Source organism: Falsiroseomonas sp. (assembly GCF_030695085.1).
Taxonomy (GTDB): Bacteria; Pseudomonadota; Alphaproteobacteria; order Acetobacterales; family Acetobacteraceae; genus Falsiroseomonas.
Genome location: NZ_JAUYTS010000116.1, coordinates 69,545 through 89,495 on the forward strand (window position 1 = coordinate 69,545; position 19,951 = coordinate 89,495).

18 protein-coding genes are annotated in these 19,951 nt (G+C 70.0%); 1 reads left to right on the forward strand and 17 read right to left on the reverse strand.

The genetic code is table 11. The features are described 5' to 3' along the window. Positions 1-47: 47 nt before the first annotated feature. From Q8S40_RS12930 to Q8S40_RS12945, 4 genes are all read right to left on the reverse strand, one after another. Entirely contained in the window at positions 48-1,013 is a 966-nt protein-coding gene (locus Q8S40_RS12930; protein ID WP_305670728.1) for a lysophospholipid acyltransferase family protein, read from the reverse strand. Beyond that, positions 1,014-2,417, reverse strand: coding sequence for a cytochrome P450 (locus tag Q8S40_RS12935; RefSeq protein ID WP_305670729.1), 1,404 nt, complete (start codon positions 2,415-2,417; stop codon positions 1,014-1,016). Positions 2,418-2,553: 136 nt separating this feature from the next. Further along, positions 2,554-3,621, reverse strand: a complete 1,068-nt coding sequence (locus Q8S40_RS12940; protein ID WP_305670730.1) for an alcohol dehydrogenase — start codon at positions 3,619-3,621, stop codon at positions 2,554-2,556. Positions 3,622-3,686: 65 nt separating this feature from the next. Further along, positions 3,687-4,658 carry a tripartite tricarboxylate transporter substrate-binding protein gene (locus Q8S40_RS12945; RefSeq protein ID WP_305670731.1) on the reverse strand — a complete coding sequence of 324 codons (972 nt, stop codon included), beginning with the start codon at positions 4,656-4,658 and terminating at the stop codon, positions 3,687-3,689. 124 nt (positions 4,659-4,782) lie between these two features. Here Q8S40_RS12945 and Q8S40_RS12950 point away from each other — a divergent pair, with 124 nt between their 5' ends. Further along, complete coding sequence (locus Q8S40_RS12950) at positions 4,783-5,349, forward strand: YidB family protein (protein ID WP_305670732.1); 567 nt, start codon at positions 4,783-4,785, stop codon at positions 5,347-5,349. A 17-nt stretch (positions 5,350-5,366) separates the two neighbouring features. On the opposite strand, the gene Q8S40_RS12955 is transcribed toward Q8S40_RS12950, so the two are convergent. The 13 genes from Q8S40_RS12955 to Q8S40_RS13015 all read right to left on the reverse strand — a co-directional run bounded on the left by Q8S40_RS12955 (position 5,367) and on the right by Q8S40_RS13015 (position 19,951). Next, entirely contained in the window at positions 5,367-6,569 is a 1,203-nt protein-coding gene (locus Q8S40_RS12955; protein WP_305670733.1) for a toxic anion resistance protein, read from the reverse strand. Then, positions 6,566-7,348: a hypothetical protein gene (locus tag Q8S40_RS12960; RefSeq protein WP_305670734.1), complete on the reverse strand. Its 783-nt coding sequence runs from the start codon at positions 7,346-7,348 to the stop codon at positions 6,566-6,568. The genes Q8S40_RS12955 and Q8S40_RS12960 overlap by 4 nt, the downstream gene beginning before the upstream one ends. 200 nt (positions 7,349-7,548) lie before the next feature. Beyond that, positions 7,549-8,442, reverse strand: coding sequence for an ABC transporter permease (locus Q8S40_RS12965; protein WP_304814561.1), 894 nt, complete (start codon positions 8,440-8,442; stop codon positions 7,549-7,551). Continuing rightward, a complete protein-coding gene (locus tag Q8S40_RS12970) occupies positions 8,439-9,386 on the reverse strand; it encodes an ABC transporter permease (RefSeq protein ID WP_305670735.1) in 948 nt (315 codons plus the stop codon). The genes Q8S40_RS12965 and Q8S40_RS12970 overlap by 4 nt, the downstream gene beginning before the upstream one ends. Before the next feature lie 159 nt (positions 9,387-9,545). After that, entirely contained in the window at positions 9,546-11,063 is a 1,518-nt protein-coding gene (locus Q8S40_RS12975; protein WP_305670736.1) for an ABC transporter substrate-binding protein, read from the reverse strand. Beyond that, on the reverse strand, positions 11,060-12,115 hold the full coding sequence (locus tag Q8S40_RS12980) for an ABC transporter ATP-binding protein (RefSeq protein ID WP_305670737.1): 1,056 nt from the start codon (positions 12,113-12,115) through the stop codon (positions 11,060-11,062). The genes Q8S40_RS12975 and Q8S40_RS12980 overlap by 4 nt, the downstream gene beginning before the upstream one ends. Beyond that, on the reverse strand, positions 12,115-13,098 hold the full coding sequence (locus tag Q8S40_RS12985) for an ABC transporter ATP-binding protein (protein ID WP_305670738.1): 984 nt from the start codon (positions 13,096-13,098) through the stop codon (positions 12,115-12,117). The genes Q8S40_RS12980 and Q8S40_RS12985 overlap by 1 nt, the downstream gene beginning before the upstream one ends. Continuing rightward, positions 13,095-13,796 (reverse strand): DUF1028 domain-containing protein, encoded by a 702-nt coding sequence (locus Q8S40_RS12990; RefSeq protein WP_304814570.1) that lies wholly within the window; start codon positions 13,794-13,796, stop codon positions 13,095-13,097. The genes Q8S40_RS12985 and Q8S40_RS12990 overlap by 4 nt, the downstream gene beginning before the upstream one ends. Before the next feature lie 123 nt (positions 13,797-13,919). Next, positions 13,920-15,863 (reverse strand): methyl-accepting chemotaxis protein, encoded by a 1,944-nt coding sequence (locus Q8S40_RS12995; RefSeq protein ID WP_305670739.1) that lies wholly within the window; start codon positions 15,861-15,863, stop codon positions 13,920-13,922. Between the two features lie 143 nt (positions 15,864-16,006). Further along, positions 16,007-16,996, reverse strand: a complete 990-nt coding sequence (locus Q8S40_RS13000; RefSeq protein WP_305670740.1) for a branched-chain amino acid ABC transporter permease — start codon at positions 16,994-16,996, stop codon at positions 16,007-16,009. A 3-nt stretch (positions 16,997-16,999) separates the two neighbouring features. Then, on the reverse strand, positions 17,000-17,857 hold the full coding sequence (locus tag Q8S40_RS13005; RefSeq protein ID WP_304814629.1) for a branched-chain amino acid ABC transporter permease: 858 nt from the start codon (positions 17,855-17,857) through the stop codon (positions 17,000-17,002). Positions 17,858-17,973: 116 nt separating this feature from the next. Beyond that, positions 17,974-19,218 carry an ABC transporter substrate-binding protein gene (locus Q8S40_RS13010; protein WP_304814630.1) on the reverse strand — a complete coding sequence of 415 codons (1,245 nt, stop codon included), beginning with the start codon at positions 19,216-19,218 and terminating at the stop codon, positions 17,974-17,976. Between the two features lie 40 nt (positions 19,219-19,258). Next, a complete protein-coding gene (locus Q8S40_RS13015) occupies positions 19,259-19,951 on the reverse strand; it encodes an ABC transporter ATP-binding protein (RefSeq protein ID WP_370690846.1) in 693 nt (230 codons plus the stop codon).

Here is a 19,951-nt window from a genome sequence, read left to right on the forward strand (position 1 = left end):
GGGGTGCCACAGGATGCGGCGCGCGGCCAGGGGCGTGTGGCGGGAAGCTAGCGGTCCGGCTGGAAGACATGCGCCATGAACCACTGTTCGGGATGGGCGCGCACCACCTGCTCGACCACCGAATCCAGCGCCGCGATATCCTCCAGCACTGCCTTGCGGCCACGCCCCGGCGGGCCGACCGGCACTTCGGGCAGGAAGTGCAGCCGGAAGCGCGCCGCCTCCCCCAGCCGCAGCGCATAGGCCGGCACGATCGCCGCGCCGGTGGCGGAGGCCAGGCGCACCGCGCGCATGATGTTGCCATCCATCTTCAACGGCCGGCCGAGGGCGGGGGCGTGCACCCGTCCCTCCCAGAATTCGTCCACGTAATACAGCAGCGCCGCTTCCCGGCTTTCCAGCACGCGATGCGCCTCGAACACCGCGCCCAGGGTGGGCGCCACCGCAACCGCGGCCTGTGGCCCGGCGGCGCTGCGGCTGCGGCCGCGGGCCCGGTCCGCGATCCGCATCCGGAAGCGATTGGGCAGGCGCTGGTAGATGGCGTGGAAGGGAATGCCGAGCTGGGCGAGGCCGGCATGCACCACCTCCCAATTCCCCACATGCAGCCCGGCGATGATCAGCGGGCGCCCGGAATCACGCAGCGCCAGAAGCTGGTCGCCGCCCTCGATCTCGATGCGCCCCTCGGCGCGGAAGCGGGACAGGGCGGCGAATTCGCTGAAGCAGCGGCCGATATGGGCCCAATGCGCGGCGAGCAGCGCCTCCACCTCCCGGGTCGAGGCCTCCGGCCGCAACTGGCGGAGCAAAGCGCGGACGCGGTCAGACCCCACCTGCCGCTTGCGGCCGGCGCGCGGCCCCATGCGGGCGCCGAAGGCGGAGGCGGTCTCGGTCGGCAGCAGGCGCAGCGCCTGGTGCGGCAGCCAGTCCGCCAGCCCCTGCAAGGGGTCGCGCAGCCAATGGCGCAGCAGGTCCCGCCGCGCGGACCAGCGCCAGGGCGGCGACGGGTAGAGGTGGCCGGTCATCTAGCGGGGCGTCAGGCGCATCGGCAGGGTATCGCCCGGGCGCAAGGTCAGCCGCGCCACCGGCATCACCTGCGTCCCCGGCTCCAGCGCCAGGCGGAAATGGCCCGCCAGCGCGGCGAGGCAGATGGTCGCCTCGGCCAGGCCCAGATGCTGGCCGGTGCAGATGCGCGGGCCGGTGCTGAAGGGGATGTAGCCATGCCGCGGCGGCTTCGGCGCGCCGGGCAGGAAACGGTCCGGGATGAAGGCGTCCGGCTGGTCCCAGAGTCCCGGCTTGCGGTGCAGCAGCCAGGGGCTGACCAGGATGAGGGTGCCCTTCCTCACCGGGCGGTCACCGATGCGGTCCGGCCCCAGCGCCTCCCGCGACAGCAGCGGCACGGGGGGGTAGAGGCGCAGCGTCTCCTCCACCACCGCGCGGGTGAAGGGCAGGTTTGGCAGGTCGGCCAGTGTTGCCACGCGCTCACCCAACACCCCACGCACCTCCGCCGCCAGCCGCTCCGCGCTCGTCGAATCCTGGGACAGCATGAACAGCGCCCAGGCGAGGGTATTGGCGGTGGTCTCGTGGCCGGCCATGAACAGCACGATCGCCTCGTTGCGGAAGGCGCGGCGGTCCATCGGGCGGTCCGTGCCGGGCACCTTGGCCTCCGACATGGCGCGGATCAGCGAGGCCTCGCCCTGCTGCCGCCCGTCCAGGATATCGGCGATCAGCCCATCCACCACCTTGTGGATGCGCCGCGCGGAATCCCGCACCTGGCGGCCGCGGAAGCGCGGGAACCAGTCCGGAAGGCCGAACAGGGAGAGCAGATCCGTCTGGCCGATATGCGCCTGGTATTCGGCGAAGGCGGCCACCACCTCGCCCGCCGCATCGCGGCCGAGCGCGCGGCCGAAGATGGTGCGGCAGATGATCTCGGCCGTCAGATGGCCCATCTCCGCCAGCACATCCACCGGGCCGGGCGGCAGGGCGCGCCACTGGTCGCGGCGCTCGGCCGCAGCCTCCGTGATGGCGGGCGCCAGTTCGGCCAGGCGGGAGACATGGGTAACCGGCGCCACCACCCTGCGCCTTTCGCGCCACAGCGGCCCGTCGCTGACGAACAGCCCGTCGCCGAGCAGCGGGATCAGCGCGTGGCGGTGCTGCGGGCTCTTGCGCTGGAAATTCTCATGCCGCTCGACGAAGACGTAATGCACCGAATCCGGGCTGTTGCAGACCACCACGTCCCGCATCAGCAGGCGGCTGCCATAGACATCCCGCTCGAAGGAGGATTTGGCCCAGATCGCCAGCCAATTCTCCCGCGCCAGCTTCAGCATCTGGAGCAGCGGCAGGCCCTTATCCGGGCGGGGCGGAAAGGGCGGAACGTAGGGGGCCGCGGGCGGCGAGGCGGTCGGCGGGGCAGCCGGTTCGATCAGCATGCCCCGCAGCTTATACCAAATCCCCTGGATCGAAACCGATCCACGCGCCACCTGGCGGGGCGCCCTGCGGGCTCTCGCCCGCCTGTGGCGGGCGCAGGTCGCGGTCAGTTGGAATGATTCACCTGGCCCTTGCGCGCTATGCAGCCTCCGCCGTCAGCACGATGCGGCCCGTCACCTTGCCGGCGCGCAGGCGTTGCAGGGCGCTGTCGGCGTTCTGCATCGGCTCCCGCGTGATGGGGATGCCGGGCAGGCGGCCGCCCTGGGCGATCTTCACCAGCTCCCGCAGCTCCTTCGGGCTGCCGACATAGCTGCCGCGCACCGTGAGCGCCCGCATCGCCATCAGCGGCAGCGGCACGGTCAGTTCGCCGCCGAACAGCCCCACCTGGATCAGCTTGCCGCCCTTGGTCAGCGCGTCGAAGCACATGCGCGCGGTCTGGCTGCCATTCACCAGGTCGATGATCGCCTCCACCGGCCCGCCGCACAGCGCGACCAGCCGCTTCGCCGCATCCTCGCCGCTGGCATTCAGCGTATCGCTCGCCCCGGCCTCCCGTGCCGCGACCAGTTTCTCGTCGCTGACATCGACGGAGACGATGCGCTTGTGCCCCATCGCCTTCAGCACCGCGATCGCCTGCAAGCCCAGCCCGCCGGCGCCGACCAGCACGATCGGTTCCTCGGGTGCCATCGGCATCACCTTGTTGATGGCGGAGAAGACGGTGATGCCGGAGCAGGCATAGGTGGCGGCCAGCGCCGGGTCGATATCGCCCGGATCAACCAGGTGGCGCGGCTCCGGCACCAGGATGTGGGTGGCGTAGCCGCCATTCTGGAAGATGCCGAGCGCCTTGCCCTGGAGGCACATATTGTCCTCCTCCGCCTTGCATTTGGCGCAGGTGCCGCAGCCGACCCAGGGGAAGACGATGCGGATCTGGCCAACTTCGAGCCCCTGCCCTTCGGCCTCCGGCCCCCATTTCACCACGCGGCCCACCGTCTCATGCCCCATGGCCAGCGGCAGCACCACGCCACGATCCAGCAGCCGCATCTTGCCGCGGCTGCCGAGGTCCCACTCGCCTTCCCAGACATGAATGTCGGAATGGCAGACGCCGGCATGGGTGACTTCCAGCAGAACCTGCTGGCCGACAGGCTCAGGCGTCGGCAGGTCGATTTCCTGCAACGGCTGCGCCACTTCCACGATTGCCCATGCCTTCATTGCCCGTTCCCCCGATTGCAGGATTGCATGGCAACAGGCGGCGCCGTTCCGGTCAATCCGGCCGGTCAATCCGGCCGGATGTTGTTCTCCCGCACCACCTGCCCCCAGGTGGCGATCTGCCGGGACAGGAAGGGACCGAACTCCGCCTCCCCCTTCGGGTCCAGGTCGATGCCGAGGGCGATGACGCGCTGGCGCACCTCCGGCACCGCCAGCGCCTCCCGGATCGCGGCTTCCATGCGGGTCTTGATCGGCGCCGGAATGCCGGCCGGGCCGAGGAAGCCCCAGAAGGCGCGGGCATCGATGCCCGGCACGCCGACTTCCGCCAGCGTCGGCACATCCGGCATGGAGGGTGAGCGCGTGGCACCGGTCTGCGCCAGCGGCACCAGCGCGCCACTATCCACATGCACGCCGATCGCCGGGCGGGTGGCGATGGGCATATCGACCTCCCCGGCCAGGGCCGCGAGCGCCAGCGGGCCGCCGCCGCGATAGGGCACATGCACCAGTTGCAAGCCCGCCGCCTTGCCGACCAGCGCCATGGTCAGATGCGCCAGAGACCCGTTGCCGATGCTGCCATAGGTCAGCGTATCCGGCTTTGCCTTGGCTGCCGCCGCCATCTCCGCGAAGGTCTTGAAGGGGCGCGTCCGATGCGCGGTCAGCACCATGGGCGCGGTGCCGAACAGCAGCAGCGGCGTCATGTCCCGCTCCGTGTCGAAGCCCATATTGGGGATCAGCGCCGGGTTCACCGCATGGGTGTCGAAGACCAGCACCCAGGTATTGCCATCCGGTGCGCTGCGCGCCACGGCGCCGGTGCCGAGCGAGCCGGAAGCGCCTGGCCGGTTCTCCACGATCACGTTCACACCCAGGATCCGCATCAGATGCGGCTGTAGGATCCGCGACAGCGCGTCCGTGCTGCCGCCGGCCGGAAAGGGCGGCACGATGCGGATGGTGCCGGAGGGCCAGGCGGGCTGCGCCTGGATGGCCGGCGCCGCCAGTGCGGCGGCAGCCGTGAGCAGCACGCGGCGCGTGAGCTGGGGCATGATGGATCCTCCCTGTTCGTTCTTGCCAAGCATTAGGCCCGGGCACCGGCAGCGGCGCAAGCCGCGCCGGAACGCGCCCCCCTTGGCGCGCGTTGGCCCCGCTTTGGCAGAAGGACCACAGGCGATGAGCGATATCCTGTCCCGCATCCTGGCCCGCCGCGAAGGATCGCACATGACCGTGGAAGGGCGCAGCTCCGGCGATCTGGATGGAGGTGGCCTGACCGGGCTGGTGGATGGGGTGTTCGGCCATCCCGGCGGGCTCGACCTGCGCGAGGCCGAGGCCGGCGCCGCCGAGGCGGCCGGGGCGGATGGGCTGAACCTGCTGGTGATCCGCGCCCTGCTCGCCAACCTCACCCAGGGCAGCGGCGGCCCGCGCGGCCTGGCGACGCTGACGGACCGGCTGCGCGCGGCCGGGCTCGGCAAGCAGGTGGAAAGCTGGATCGCCCAGGGCGGCAACCAGCCGGCCGATCCGGCGATGCTGGAAGGCGCGCTGCCACAAGGCGCCCTGGCGGATATCGAGGCCCGCACCGGACTCGGCCGGCAGGATGTGCTGACCCGCCTGAGCCACGGCCTGCCACGCATGGTGGACCGGCTGACCCCGGATGGCCGCCTGCCCGGGCTGGATGAGGACCTGCCCGAGGCGGAGGAGGATGAGCTGCTGTCCGGCTTCGGGATCAGCCGGAGTCTCTGAACCCTACACTCGCCCCCTCAGACTGGCCGGGGCGCCGGCGGCGGCGGCTTCGCCGCCTTCAGCGCCCGGCGGATATCACCCTCCAGCTTCTCCAGCTCCTCCGCCGCGCGCAGGCGCTGGCCACGGGCCTCGTCGGCGATGCGCAGGCTGTCCTCGATGGTGGAGACAAGCGCGGCATTCGCCTTCTGCACGGCAGCGAGGTCGAAGACGCCGCGTTCCAGCTCGGTGCGCGCTTCCAGATTGCCGCGGCGCAGCGTCTCGGCATTGGCGGTCAGCAACTGGTTGGTCAGGTCGGTGGCGGATTTCACCGCCTGGCCGGCCTCCCGCATCCGGTGGATCGCGAGCGCCTGGGCCAGCTGTTGGCGCCACAGCGGCACGGTATTGGCCAGCACCGAGTGGATCTTGCTGGCCAGCGCCTTGTCGTTTTCCTGGATCAACCGGATCGAGGGCAGCGCCTGCATCGCGACCTGCCTGGTCAGGCGCAAATCGTGCACGCGGCGATCCAGCTCATCCCGCGCCCCGCGCAGGTCGCGCAGCTTCTGGGGCGCGAGGTCGTCGGTGGAGTTGGCGACTGCGGCTTCCATGGCGGGGATCGCCTCGGAATCCGTCTTCCGCAGCACTTCCTCGCCGGCCTGCACATGGGTGCCGAGCGCGTGGAACCACTCAAGCGTCGCCTGGTACAGCCGCTCCAGCCGCTCCACGTCTTCGAGCAGGCGGGTGCGGTGGGTGTCGAGCTTGTCGCCAATCCCCTCGATCTGGCCCTTCACCGTCTCATAGCGGCCGATGATTTCCGTCACCTCGGCGCCGGCCTTGGTGAAGATGCGCGCCAGGAAGCCCGGCCGTTCATCCAGCTTGGTCACATCGAAGCCGCGCAGGGTCTGCAGCAGGGAAGCGAGCGTGCGCCCCGCCTCCCCCGTCTCCTGGTTCCGCGCGCCTTCCAGCATGGCGTCCGCCGCGGCCTGGGCCTGGGTCTGGGTCTGCTGGCCGAAGCGCAGGATGGAGCCGGGATCGGACAGGTCGATCTGCTGCGCCAGCTCGCCGAGCATCGCCTCCGGCACCCCCGCGCGGGCGGGCGCTGCCTCGGACAGGTCGCGCTCCGCGGCGGCCTGGGCGGCTGCCACCGGGTTGGGCGCAACCGGGTTGGGCCCGGCAGGCTCCAGGATCACCTCCGGCTTCGATGCGCCATGCGGCTTCGGGCTGTTCGGCTTGGTCGTGCTCATGCGTAACCCTCCTGGCGCAGCCTGTCGGACAGCACCTTCACCTGGATATCGAGTGCCACGCTCTCCTCCGCCCGCAGCTTGGCGCGGAGGTCTTCGGCGGCGGTTTCCATATCCGTCAGCAATTGTGGCAGGCTGGCGGGCGGCTCGGCGCCGGCGGACAGGCGCTGGGCAATGCGGTCCAGCCCGTCCAGATGCACGGTCAGGAAGCGCCGCGCCAGGGGCAGCCTGTCCGGCCGCGCATCGAGGTCGTCCAGCACCGCATCCATCGCCTGGGCGATGCCGGCCATGCGCGGCTCCGCGCTGATCCGCGCCAGGCGGAGGCGGGCCTCGTCCAGCGGGCCGGGCGGCCGCGGCGGCGCTGGCGGCGCGGGCGGTTCCACCTCGACCTGGGCGCCGTCATACATCAGGCGGGTGCCGAGCCAGGCGCCGGCGGCCAGCAGCAGGGCGATCGGCGCGCCGGTCTGCGCGCCCATCATCGCGACAATGCCGGTGGCCACTGCCACCAGCACCGCCGCCCGGCGCGTATCGCCACGGCGGCCCCGGCGCAGCACGCGCACGGCGAGGATCGGCAGCAGGATGCCCAGGCCGGCGGCCACCAGCCCGCGCGTGTTGCCGCGCACCACCTCCACCACCACGTCGATCAGCAGCGGCCAGGTGAACAGCGGCAGCAGCAGGCCGCGGGTGCCATTGCGGAAGCTGCTGAAGGCGCCCTCCGCCTTGGCGCGGGCGCCGCGCCAGGGGTCGTTCTGCCAGGGGCGGCTGTGATCAGGCGGCTGCATCAGCGGAACAGCGCCAACGCGCTGGCCAGCCAGAGACTGAGCGTCAGCAGCCAGAATCCGGCAACGCGCCGCGCGGGCGCCGGCAGGGTGGGCAGGAGGATCTTCGGGGGGCGTGCCATGGCGCAGCATAGATCGCCGCGCGGCAGCCCGCGATCAAGGGCCGCCTCCCTTCACGTCACGTAACCATCAGCGCCCTGGCTTCAGCGCCTGTCGGCGCGGGGATCCAGCGCATCCCGCAACCCATCGCCCATCAGGTTGAAGGCCAGCACCACCAGGAAGATGGCGGCACCCGGCGCAATCGCCAGCCAGGGCGCCGTTTCCAGGAAGCGCTGGGCGCTGTTCAGCATGGACCCCCAGCTCGGCTGCGGCGGCTGCTGGCCGAGGCCCAGGAAGCTGAGCGAGGCTTCGGCGATGATCGCCTCGGCGATCGAAAGCGTGGATTGCACCAGCAGCGGCGGGATGATGTTGGGAAGGACATGGACGAAGGCGGTGCGCCAGGGCGGGTTGCCGAGCGAGCGCGACGCCTCCACCCAATCCGTGCTCTTCGCATCCAGCGCCATGCCGCGCGCCAGCCGGGCGAAGACCGGGCTGGCGGTGATGGCAATCGCCAGCATCGCATTCTCCAGCGCCGGGCCGAGGAAGGCGGCGAGGGCAATGGCCAGGATCAGGAAGGGGATGGACAGCATCGCATCGGCAATGCGGGAAATCAGCGCATCCACCCAGCCGCCCGCCAGCCCCGCCAGCAGTCCGAGCGGCACGCCGATCAGCACCGCGCCGATCACGGACACCACGCCCGCCATCAGCGAGGCCCGCGCGCCCCAGATGACACGGGACAGCACATCGCGGCCATTCTCATCCGTGCCGAACCAGTACAGCTCCGACGGCGGGCGGCGGATGCGGGTCCAGCTCGTCTCGATCGGGTCGTAGGGCGCGATCCAGGGGGCGAAGATCGCCACCAGCACGAAGGCCAGCACCACGATGAAGCCGGCCAGCGCCAGGCGGTGGCGGAGGAAGCGGCGCAGCGCGCGGCGGGACGGGCTTTCGCCGCGATCCGCGGTCACCGGGGCGCCAGGGGGGGCAATCGAGGCGCTCATGCCTGCCGCAGCCTCGGGTTGATCGCCATGTACAGGATATCCGCCAGCAGGCTGAGCGCCACGAAGATCAGCGCCGTCGCCAGCACCACCCCCTGCACCACCGGGTAGTCCCGGTTGAACACTGCATCCACCACCAGCTTGCCGAAGCCGGGGATGGTGAAGATCTGCTCGGTCAGCACCGCGCCGGCCAGCAGCCGGCCGAATTCAATGGTGCCGAGCGTGACCACCGGGATCAGCGCGTTGCGCAGCGCGTGCTTCCACACCACCACGCGTTCCGTCAGCCCCTTGGCACGGGCCGTGCGGACATAGTCCTGGCTGAGTGCCGTCAGCATCGCCGCCCGGGTGTGGCGCATCAGCACGGAGGCGACGCCGGTGCCCAGCACGAAGGCCGGCATGATGGTGGTGGCCAGCGACTGCACCGGGTCTTCCCACAGCGGCACGTAGCCCGAGGGCGGCAGCCAGCCGAGCTGCACGCTGAAGAACAGGATCATCATGATGCCGAGCCAGAAATTCGGCGTCGAAATGCCGAACAGCGCGATGCCATTCGCCGCCCAATCCCAGCCCGTGTCCTTCTTCACCGCGGACAGGATGCCGAGCGGCACGCCGATCAGCACTGCGATGATGAAGGCCATGGAGGCCAGCTGCGCCGTGACCGGCAGCTTCTCCAGGATCAGGTCGGAAACCGGCATGCGGATGCGCCAGGAAAAGCCGAAATCGCCCTGCAGCACATTGCCGACCCAATACAGGTATTGTGACCAGATCGGCTGATCGAGGCGCAGTTCCGCGCGGATCTGCGCCAGCACCAACGGGTCGCCCCGCTCCTCCCCGGCCAGGATCATCGCCGGATCGCCGGGCATGAGCTGTTGCAACCCGAAGATCAGGAAGGACAGGATCACCAGCGTCGGCACAACCTGGCCGAGGCGTTTCAGAAGCCAGTTCCACATTCTCGGTCAGCTCCTGGGCCGCTGCCCCCACCCCGACCCTCCCCCGCGGTCGGGGGAGGGAGAAAAAAGCCCTCCCCCACACTTGTGGGGGGTTGCGGCACTGCCGCAACGCCAAGGGCTGGTTGGGTGGGGGCTTTCACCGCCCACCCCTCCCCGCTCTCAGTTCAGCCGCATGCCCTGCAGCCGCACCATCCCATCCGCGATCGGCTGGTAGCCGGTCAGTCGCGCGGAGTGGATCATCACGTTCTTGCGGTGCCACAGGTAGATCCGCATGCGGTCCTGGCCGAGCGCGATCTCCATGACCTGGCGGTACATGTCCTGGCGCTTGGCCACGTCCTGTTCCGTCCGCGCCGATTCCAGCAGCGCATCCACCGCCGGGTTCGAATAGCGCCCGTCATTCTGGCCGCCGCGGCTGTGCATGAAGGCGTAGATGTTGCCATCCGGATCGGTGCGGCCGGACCAGCCGAGCAGGAAGGTCTCGAATTCGCCGCGCACGGCACCCGCCAGCGCCGAGGCGAATTCGGAGGCGCGCAAAGTCACCTCGAAGCCGGCCTCACGCGCCATCGCCTGGATCACCTCGCCGGCCTGGCGCAGGTCCGGGTTGTTCGGCACGGTCAGTTCCACCGGCACCGGGGCGGTGTGGCCGGCTTCGCGCAGCAGGGCGCGGGCACGGGCGACGTCGCGGTTTTCCGGCTGGAAGCTGCGGACATGGAAGCTGCTGGCCGGCGGCACCGGCTGGCGCGTCGGCGTGTACATGCCCTCATAGACCACCTGGTTGATGGCAGCGCGGTCCAGCGACAGCTCGAAGGCCTGGCGCACGCGGGCATCGCGGCCCATCGGCGTATCGGCGCGCGGGCCGTTGCCGATATTGATGGTGATGCCCTGGTAGCCCAGCTCATCCACCGGCACGCCGCGCAGGTTGCGGTTGCGCTGGATCGAACGCAGGTCGTCCGGCTCCATCCGCTCACCGAATTCCACCGCACCGGATTGCAGGTTCGCCAGCCGCACGGTGTTGTCCGGGATCGGCAGGTAGGTCACGCGGTTGAAGTGGATGTTGGCGGCGTCCCAGTATTCCGGGAAGCGCTCCAGCACGATGCGCTCCTGCGCCACCCGCTCGACGAAGCGCATCGGGCCGGCGCAGACCGGGCGGTTGCCGAAATTGCGGCCGGCGGCCTCGGCGGCCTTGGGCGAGACAATCATGCCGGCGCGGTCCGTCAGCGTCGCCAGGAAGGCGGCGTTGGGCGCGCCGAGCTTGATGCGGACAGTCAGCGGATCGACCACCTCGATCGCGGTCACGTTACCCATCTCAGACCGACGAAAACTGCCCTGGATGGTCAAATGGCGGTTCAGCGAATAGCGCACCGCCTCCGCATCCATCATCTCGCCGTCGTGGAAGCGCACGCCGGCACGCAGCTTGATGGTCAGGGTGGTGGCATCATCCCAGGTGTAGCTGGTGGCGAGCTGCGGCACCGGCTCCAGCGCCGCGTTGATGTCGAACAGCTTGTCGCAGAAGCCCATATAGACGATGCGGCCGACATAGGTGCGCGACAGCGACGGGTCGAGGATGTCCGGGTCCTCGCGCAGCGCGATGCGGAGATTCTGGGCCTCGGCGGGCGGGGCCGCGCCGAGCGTGGCGGCGAGCGCCACCAGCCCGAGGGCGAGGGTCTTTCGGATCATGCCAGTTCTCCGGTTTTTTGTGTCTGGTCTGTGAAATAGGCCTGCAGGCGGCGCAGCCTTTCGCCGCCTGTATCGACGTCCTGCCCCGCGAGCGCCGGCGGCAGGCTGTCCTGGAAGTGGCAGGCGGCGACGTGGCCGAGACCCTCCAGCGGCGGCGGCAGTTCCGCGCACAGCGCCTGGGCGTAGGGGCAGCGGGTGCGGAAGCGGCAGCCGGAGGGGGGGTTGATCGGGCTCGGGATATCACCCTCCAGCAGCGGCGCATTGGCATGGCCCTGCCCCGGCACGGCAGCCAGCAAGGCGCGCGTGTAGGGGTGGCGCGGCGCGCCGAAAACCTGCGCGGTCGGCCCTTCCTCGACGATGCGGCCGAGATACATCACCGCCACCCGGTCCGCGATGTGGCGCACCACGCCGAGGTCGTGGCTGATCAGCACGAAGGTCAGGCCCAGTTCGCGGATCAGATCCTGCAGCAGGTTCACCACCTGCGCCTGCACCGAGACATCCAGCGCCGAGACCGGCTCATCGCCGATGATCAGCTTCGGCTGGCTCGCCAGTGCACGCGCGATGGCGATGCGCTGGCGCTGGCCGCCGGAGAATTCATGCGGCCAGCGCCGCGCCAGCTCCGGGCGCAGCCCAACGCGGGACAGCAGCTCCGCCACGCGCTGCGGCTCCTGCGCCCGCGGCACGATGCCGTGCAGCCGCAACGGCTCGGCCACCGCCTGCTCCACCGTCATGCGCGGGTCGAGACTGGCGAAGGGGTCCTGGAAGATCAGCTGCATGTCGCGCCGCCGCGCCCGCAGCGCGCGGGCGGACAGGCCGCGCAAATCCTCGCCCTCGAACAGGATCTGCCCCGCATCGGCCTCGATCAGCCTGAGCGCCAGCCGGCCGAGGGTGGATTTGCCGCAGCCGCTCTCGCCGACGATGGCGAGCACGCTGCCCTTCGGCACGATGAGCGAGATGCCATCCACCGCGCGCACCGCGCCGCGCCGCCGCCCCAGCGCATCGCGCACCGGGAAGCCCTTGGCGAGGTCGCGCAACTCCAGCAGCGGCGTCATCACGCGGCCTCCAGCAGCGTATCGAGCGGCGCGCGCCAGCAGGCCGCCAGATGGCCGGGCGTGACCTCCGCCAGCGGCGGCTGCTCGGCGCATTTGGCGATGGCGAAGGGGCAGCGCGGGGCGAAGCGGCAGCCGGGCGGCGGGTTCAGCAGGTCGGGCACCGTGCCCTCGATGCTGGCCAGCCGCGCGGCGCCACCTTCCAGCCGCGGCGCTGCGCCGAGCAGGCCGATGGTGTAGGGGTGCTGCGGGTTGGCGAACAGATCGGCCGCCCTGGCGCGCTCCGCGACGCGCCCGGCATACATCACCACCACATCATCCGCATGGTCGCGCACCACGCCGAGGTCGTGCGTGATGAGCAGGACGGCCGTGCCCGTCTCCCGCTTCATCTCATCGATCAGCGCCAGGATCTGCGCCTGCACCGTCACATCCAGCGCCGTGGTCGGTTCATCCGCGATCAGCAGGCGCGGGCGGCATGCGAGCGCCATGGCGATCATCACCCGCTGGCGCATGCCGCCCGAGAGCTGGTGCGGGTAGCTGCGGGCGCGGCGTTCCGGTTCCGGGATGCGGACGCGGGCAAACATCTCGATGGCTTTTGTGAATGCCGCCTCCGGGGACAGGCCCTGGTGCAGGCGCAAGGCCTCCGCCACCTGTTCGCCGGCGGTGAAGGCGGGGTTCAGGCTGGTCATGGGTTCCTGGAACACCATCGCCATCTCGCCGCCGCGGCGGGCGCGGCGCTGGTCCGGGGTCAGCGCCAGCAACTCCTCGCCGGCGAGGCGGATGCCGCCGCCGACCTCGCCGCCCTGCGGCAGCAGCCCCATGATGGCGAGCGCCGTGACGGATTTGCCGCAGCCGCTTTCGCCGACCACAGCCAGCGTCCGGCCGGCCCCCACGCTGAAGGAAATGCCATCCACCGGGCGCAGCCGGCCGCGATCTGTGGGGAACTCCACGCTGACGCGGGCGAGTTCCAGGACCGGCGTGCTCATTCGGATTGCGTCTCCGCGATCGCGGCCTGGATTACGGCACGATCGAACACACCGGGATGGTCGCGGCCCGGCAGGAACCGCCGGAAATGCCGCAGATAGCCGCGCCAGACGCCATGCAGCCGGCGCAGTTCCGCCAGGGGGTCCGGGTGGTCATCCACCCGCAGGTCGAGATCCGGATAAGGATCGCCCGATACCACCTGCATCGCCGCGGATTGCCGCCCGCGCCTGTCGCCGCCGGCCGCCTCGCCGGCCTCCATCGCCAGCAGCAGGCGCTCGGCGATCGGCAGCCCGGCGGATGCCAGCGCGGCGTCCAGCGTGGCGCGCAGCACCTCCGGCCCGGCCAGCATATTGCCGGCTGTTGACACATCCGGCGCCGCGAGATGGCCGCACCAGGCGATGCATTCCGCGCCGGTGTGCTGGGCGCTGCTGCCGTCTGCCGCCAGTACATGCACCTGGCGCGTGGCCTGGCCGGCATCGGCGGCGATCAGCTCGGCCAGCGCCTGCCGGGGCCCCTGCCCGGCCCGCAGCCGGGCCAGCGCATCGGGCGCCAGGAAGGGGTTCACCAGCGCCTGGGTGCTGGCGGCGCCGACCCCGCCCTCCACGCGCGGGCACAGCGCGCCCGCCGCCAGGAAGCGGCTGGCCACCGCGACGCCGAGCTCACCGGTCGTTGGATCGCGCAGGAGAATGGACCACGTCATGCCCCGCTACATGACAGGCTGATCCGGCGGCGCAAGCCTGACTTCTGGACGGTTTGTATAGATTCCGGCATCGCGCTGCCCGAGGCCTGACCAGCCTGCCGCCGCCTGCGGCAGTTTGGTCGTTCAGGCTGCCCGCAAACCTGGCAACCCGGCGATCAGGGCAGACAGTTCCGCTTCCGTCAGCCGCTGCGGGGCGAAGCGCAGGCGCAGATGGTCCGGTTCCGCCCCGACCACCGCCGCCGCGCGGCGACCGATTCCGGGCAGGTCCACTTCCATCGTCATGCCCCGGGCGAGGCCCGCGGGCCCACCCGGCTGCGATACCAGCCGCACCCCGCCCATGGAGACATCGCGCAGCCGCGCCGGGAACACCTGGCCGCCCTGGCGTAGCGTGACCTCGAAATCGACGGCATGGCGTGGTGAACCGCGCCGCTCCAGCTCCGGCGCCGCGGCGCGCACGGTCTCGACCAGGGCGTGACGGAGGCCGCTCAGGCCGGAGACCACCTCCCCGGTCATCGCGCCGAGCGCCGCGGCGTGGGTGCCCACCGCCGCCCCGGCATCGGTCACGGCGGCGAGCCGCCCGGTCATCTGCCGGGCTGCGTCCGCGGTCCCGAGAACGGTGCGCGCGATATCCGCCGTCGCCTCGTTCTGCTGCGCCATCGCCTCGGCGATGGTCGCGGAGATTGCGTCCAGCTCGGCGATGGTCCCGAGTGTCGCGTGCACGGCCTTCACCGCCAGCTCGGTCGCCGCGCCGACCTCGGCAATATGGCGGGCGATCTCCTCCGTGCTTCGGGCGGTCTGGCTGGCCAGCGACTTCACCTCCCCGGCCACCACGGCGAATCCCTTGCCGGCATCGCCGGCGCGCGCGGCCTCGATGGTGGCATTCAGCGCCAGCAGATTGGTCTGGCCGGCAATATTGCCGATCAGGCGCGCCACCGCGCCGATCCGGCTCACCGCTTCCTGCAACCCCGTGATGGCGCGCGTGCCTTCCTCGGTCTCCGTCACGGCACGGCCGGTGGCGGCCGCGGCGGCGGCGACCTGGCTGGTGATGCTGCGGATGCTGGCGGTCATCTGCTCGGTCGCGGCGGCCCCGGATTCGGCATTCTCAAGCACGCGGTCCGCGGCCTCCCCCACCTCCGCCCCGGCGCGACCGGAGGCCTGGGCGAGTGCGCCCATGTCGGTTGCCGCCGCCCCCATGCGTGACAGGCTTTCGCCCATCGCCTGGCTGGCGTCGCTGGCCTTTCGCTCCACCGCCTCCGCCATGGCACGCAGCGCCGCGGCCTGCGCCTGTTGTGCCGTCGCCCTGGCGCGTTCCTGTTCCGCGCGCAGCCGTACCGTCTCCGCGCTACGATCGCGCAGCACCTCCAGCGCCTCTGCCATCTTGCCGAATTCGTCGCGCCGCGGGCTGACAGCGCGGGCGCCGTCCAGCCGGCCCTCGGCCACCTCCTGCATCGCATGGGTCAATGCCAGCAGCGGCCGGGCGACGCGGTGGCGCACCAGCAGGAAGGCGCCCAGCGTCACCAGGAGTGCCGCGATGGCAAGGCCCGCCATCACCCGGCCGAGCCACAGGGTGCGGGCGCCACTGTCCTGCAGGCGGGCATCAGTCTGGGCCAGGATGCGGTCCGAGAAGCTGCCGATCGCTTCGCTCAGCGGGTCGATATCGCGGTACAGCGCATTGCGTACCAGATCATCCAGCGTTGCGCGGTTCTGGTCCTGCAGGGCGGCGGCGAGCGCCGTGACGGTGGTGTCGGCGGCCTGCCGGCGGCGAAGAACCTCCGCCCAGGCCTCCGCGTCAAGTGCTGCGGCGTTCAGCCGGGCGAGGCTCTCGGCGATCTTGGCCTGCGCCTCGCGGAAGCTCTCCAGCCCCTCGGGCCATGCCATGTTGCCATTGCGGACCTTGTGGCTGACATCCACCACGGCGACCGCATAGGCGTCCGACATCGCCTTGAGGTCGATCAACGGCGCCACCGCCACACGGGTCAGGTAATCCAGATCCGCCCGGTTGTTCCGGAGCGCCGACCAGCCGAGCAGGCACCCGGCCAGGACACACAGCGCCAGAGCAAGCTGCATGGCAATCAGGAGGTGTCGTACTGGCATGTAACCTCAGCGGCAGAGGTTTCCGGGACTGCCGCTGTAACGCATTCGTGATTAAGCCATGCTGAAGATCAGCCGAGGTCGCGCGGACCGCCAGGCGAAGGCGGCCCGTGGCTCCGCTACAGCTTCACCTTCAGCCAGTTGCCGATCTCACCCACCACGCCGCGCCGGAAGGCCAGCACGCAGGCCACGAAGATGACGCCCTGGATCACCGTGACCCAGGCGCCGAATTCCGCGAGGTAGTTCTGCATGGTGACGATGACAGCAGCCCCGACGACCGGCCCGAAGACGGTGCCGAGCCCGCCGACCAGCGTCATCAGCACCACCTCGCCCGACATGGTCCAGTTCACATCGGTCAGGGTCGCAATGCCGAAGACCAGCGCCTTGGTGCCGCCGGCCACGCCGGACAGCGCCGCGGAGAGCACGAAGGCCATCAGCTTGTAGTCATCCGTGCGGTAGCCGAGGGAGGTGGCACGCGGCTCATTCTCCCGCACCGCCTTCATCACCTGGCCGAAGGGCGAATGCACCACGCGGTGGAACAGCAGGAAGCCGGCGAGAAAGACGAAGGCCACCACCCAGTACAGGGTGAAATCGGAATCCAGCGACACCATGCCGAACAGGCTGCCGCGTGGCACCTGCTGGATGCCGTCCTCGCCACCCGTGAAGGGCGCCTGGAGGCAGAAGAAATACACCATCTGCGCCATGGCCAGGGTGATCATGGCGAAATAGATGCCGGATCGCCGGATCGCCAGCCAGCCGATGCCCAGCCCCAGCACGCTGCCGACCAGCCCGCCGGCCAGGATCGCCAGTTCCGGCGTCAGCCCCCAGACCTTCAGGGAATGCGCCGTGATGTAGCCGCCCATGCCGAAGAAGGCGGCATGGCCGAAGGACAGCAGCCCGACATAGCCGATCAACAGGTTGAAGGCGCAGGCGAACAGCGCGAAGCACAGGATCTTCATGAGGAAGACCGGGTACAGAAAGAACGGGCTGATCACCACGAAGGCGACCAGGACCCCGAAGGCCAGGGCCTGCGCCCGGGTGAAGCCGAGGAAGCCCGCTTCCTCATGCACCGCCTCGGGCGTGCCGAGGCTGATGGTGGTATCGGCCATGTCTCAGCCCCTTCCGAACAGGCCGGCGGGCCGCGTCAGCAGCACGATCGCCATGATGACGAAAACCACGGTGGCGGAAGCTTCGGGGTAGACCACCCGCGCCAGCCCCTCGATCAGCCCCAGCCCGAAGCCGGTGACGACGGAGCCCATGATGGACCCCATGCCGCCGATCACCACCACGGCGAAGACGGTGATGATGAAGTTCGCCCCCATCGCCGGATTCACCGAATAGATCGGCGCCGCCAGCACGCCGGCAAAGGCGGCCAGCGCCACGCCCGCGCCGTAGGTCAGCGTCATCATCCGCGGCACGTTGATGCCGAAGGCCTGCACCAGTTCGGGCCGTTCCGTCGCGGCGCGCAGATAGGCGCCGATCTTGGTCTTCTCGATCACCAGCCAGGTGGCGAGGCAGACCAGGAGTGAGGCGATCACCACCCAGACCCGATAGCCGGGCAGGAACATGATGGCGATATCGACATTCAGCGCATTGAAGGCCGCCGGCGGCGCATAGGGCAGGCCGGAGGCGCCGAAGGCGTTGCGGAACACACCCTCGATGATCAGCGCCAGGCCGAAGGTCAGCAGCAGGCCATACAGATGGTCCAGCTTGTACAATCGGGCGATCATCGTTCGTTCGATGACCACGCCGAAGGCGCCCACGATCAGCGGCGCCAGCACCAGCGCGCCCCAGTACGGGATGCCCGCCCAGGCCAGCAGCATCCAGGCGACGAAGGCGCCCATCATGAACTGCGCGCCATGGGCGAAGTTGATGACGTTCAGCATGCCGAAGATGATGGCAAGCCCGAGCGACAGCAGCGCGTAGAAGGCGCCGTTGACCAGCCCAAGGATCACCTGTGGGGCCGCCATCTCGAGTTCGAACAGCAGGTTTTCGATCACCGGGCGCGGGCCTTGCCAGGGTTGGTATCAGGGGGTGTCAAAGGTCGGCATCCCGGCGGGTGGACCCCGCCGGGATGCCGCGCGGATCAGCTACGGACCAGCGCGCAGCCGCCATCGGCGATCGGGCGGAAGGCCTGGTCGCCGGGGGTGGTGCCGAGCAGCTTGTAGTAGTCCCAGGCGCCGCTGCTCTCGGACGGGGCCTTCACCTCGAACAGGTAGCAGGGGTGGATCTTGCGGCCATCGGCCCGGATCGTGCCCTCGCCGAAGGCATCGTCGCTGGTCGGCATCGCCTTCATCCGCGTCACAGCATCGGCGCCGGAGGCCTTGGCGGCCGCAACACCCATGTCGCCCGCCGCCTTCAGGTAATGCAGGACGGAGGCATAGCAGCCGGCCTGCACCATGGAGGGACGAATGCCACCCGGCATGGCGCCGAGGCGCTGGGTGAAGGCGCGCGTCTTGTCGTTCAGATCCCAGTAGAAGGTCTCGGACAGCACGAGGCCCTGCGCCACTTCCAGACCCAGCGAGTTGACGTCCGTGATGAACACCAGCAGCCCCGCCAGCTTCACGCGGCCGCCGCGGGTGATGCGGAATTCGGCCGCCTGCTTGATGGAGTTGATGGTATCGCCGCCCGCATTGGCCAGGCCGATGACCTGGGCGCGGGAGCGCTGCGCCTGCTGGAGGTAGGAGGAGAAGTCGGTGGTGCCGGGGAACGGCGTGCGGACCGAACCGAGCACCTCGCCGCCCTGCGCCTTCACGAAATTGCCGGTGTCACGCTCAAGCGCATGGCCGAAGGCGTAGTCCGCGGTGATGAAGAACCAGGACTTGCCGCCGGCGCGCACCATGGCGCCGCCGGTGGAATTGGCCAGCATGTAGGTGTCGTAGGTCCAATGCACCGTGTTCGGCGAGCATTGCGCACCGGTGAGGTCCGAGGTCGCGGCGCCGGAATTGAGGAAGACCTTGTTCTTCTCCCGCACCAGCGTGTTGGTGGCGAGTGCGACGGAGGAGGTGGGCACATCCACCACCACATCGATGCCGTCGCGGTCGATCCACTGGCGCACCACGGTGGAGCCGACATCCGGGCGGTTCTGGTGGTCGGCCTGCACCACTTCCACCGTGACGCCACGCTGGGTGATGCCCGATTCCTGCACGGCGAGCTGCACCGCCTGGGTGGAGCCCGGGCCGGACAGGTCGCGATAGGTGCCGGACTGGTCGTTCAGCACGCCGATGCGGATGGTGTTGGCGGCCTGGGCGCGGGCGCTGCGGAAAGGCAGCCCACCGAGGGCCGGAAGGGCGGCGGCACCGGCGAGCAGCGTGCGGCGATTGAGGCTCATGTTCGAATTCTCCCGATGATGTTTGGTCATGCCCAGGCTCTCAAACGCCCAGGTATTCGTGCAACCGGTCCAGGCTGGAGGCGAGCTGTTCGTTCGGCACCATGTCCACGACGCGGCCATGCTCCATCACATAGTGCCGGTCCGCCACGGTCTGGGCGAAGCGGAAATTCTGCTCCACCAGCAGCACGGTGAAGCCGCGCTGCTTGATCTCCCGGATCATGGCGCCGATCTGCTGCACGATGACGGGGGCGAGGCCTTCGGAAGGCTCATCCAGCAGCAGCAGCCGGGCACCCGTGCGCAGGATGCGGGCGATGGCCAGCATCTGCTGCTCGCCGCCCGAGAGCTTGGTGCCCGGGCTGCGCGCGCGTTCCTTCAGATTCGGGAACAGCGTGTAGATCTCGTCGAGCCCGAGGCCGCCCGGCGCGATGACCGGCGGCAGCATGAGATTCTCGGTGACGTCGAGGCTCGCAAAAATGCCGCGCTCCTCGGGGCAATAGGCGATGCCGGCCCGGGCGATGAGGTCGGAGCGCAGGGCGATGGTCTCCCGCCCCTCGAACTTGATGCTGCCGGACCGCCGCCCGACCAGCCCCATCATGGACCGCAGGGTGGAGGTCTTGCCGGCGCCATTGCGGCCCAGCAGCGTCACCACCTCCCCCGGATGGATATCGAGCGAGACGCCGTGCAGCACATGGCTTTCGCCGTACCAGGCCTCGAGGTCGCGGATTTCCAGCAT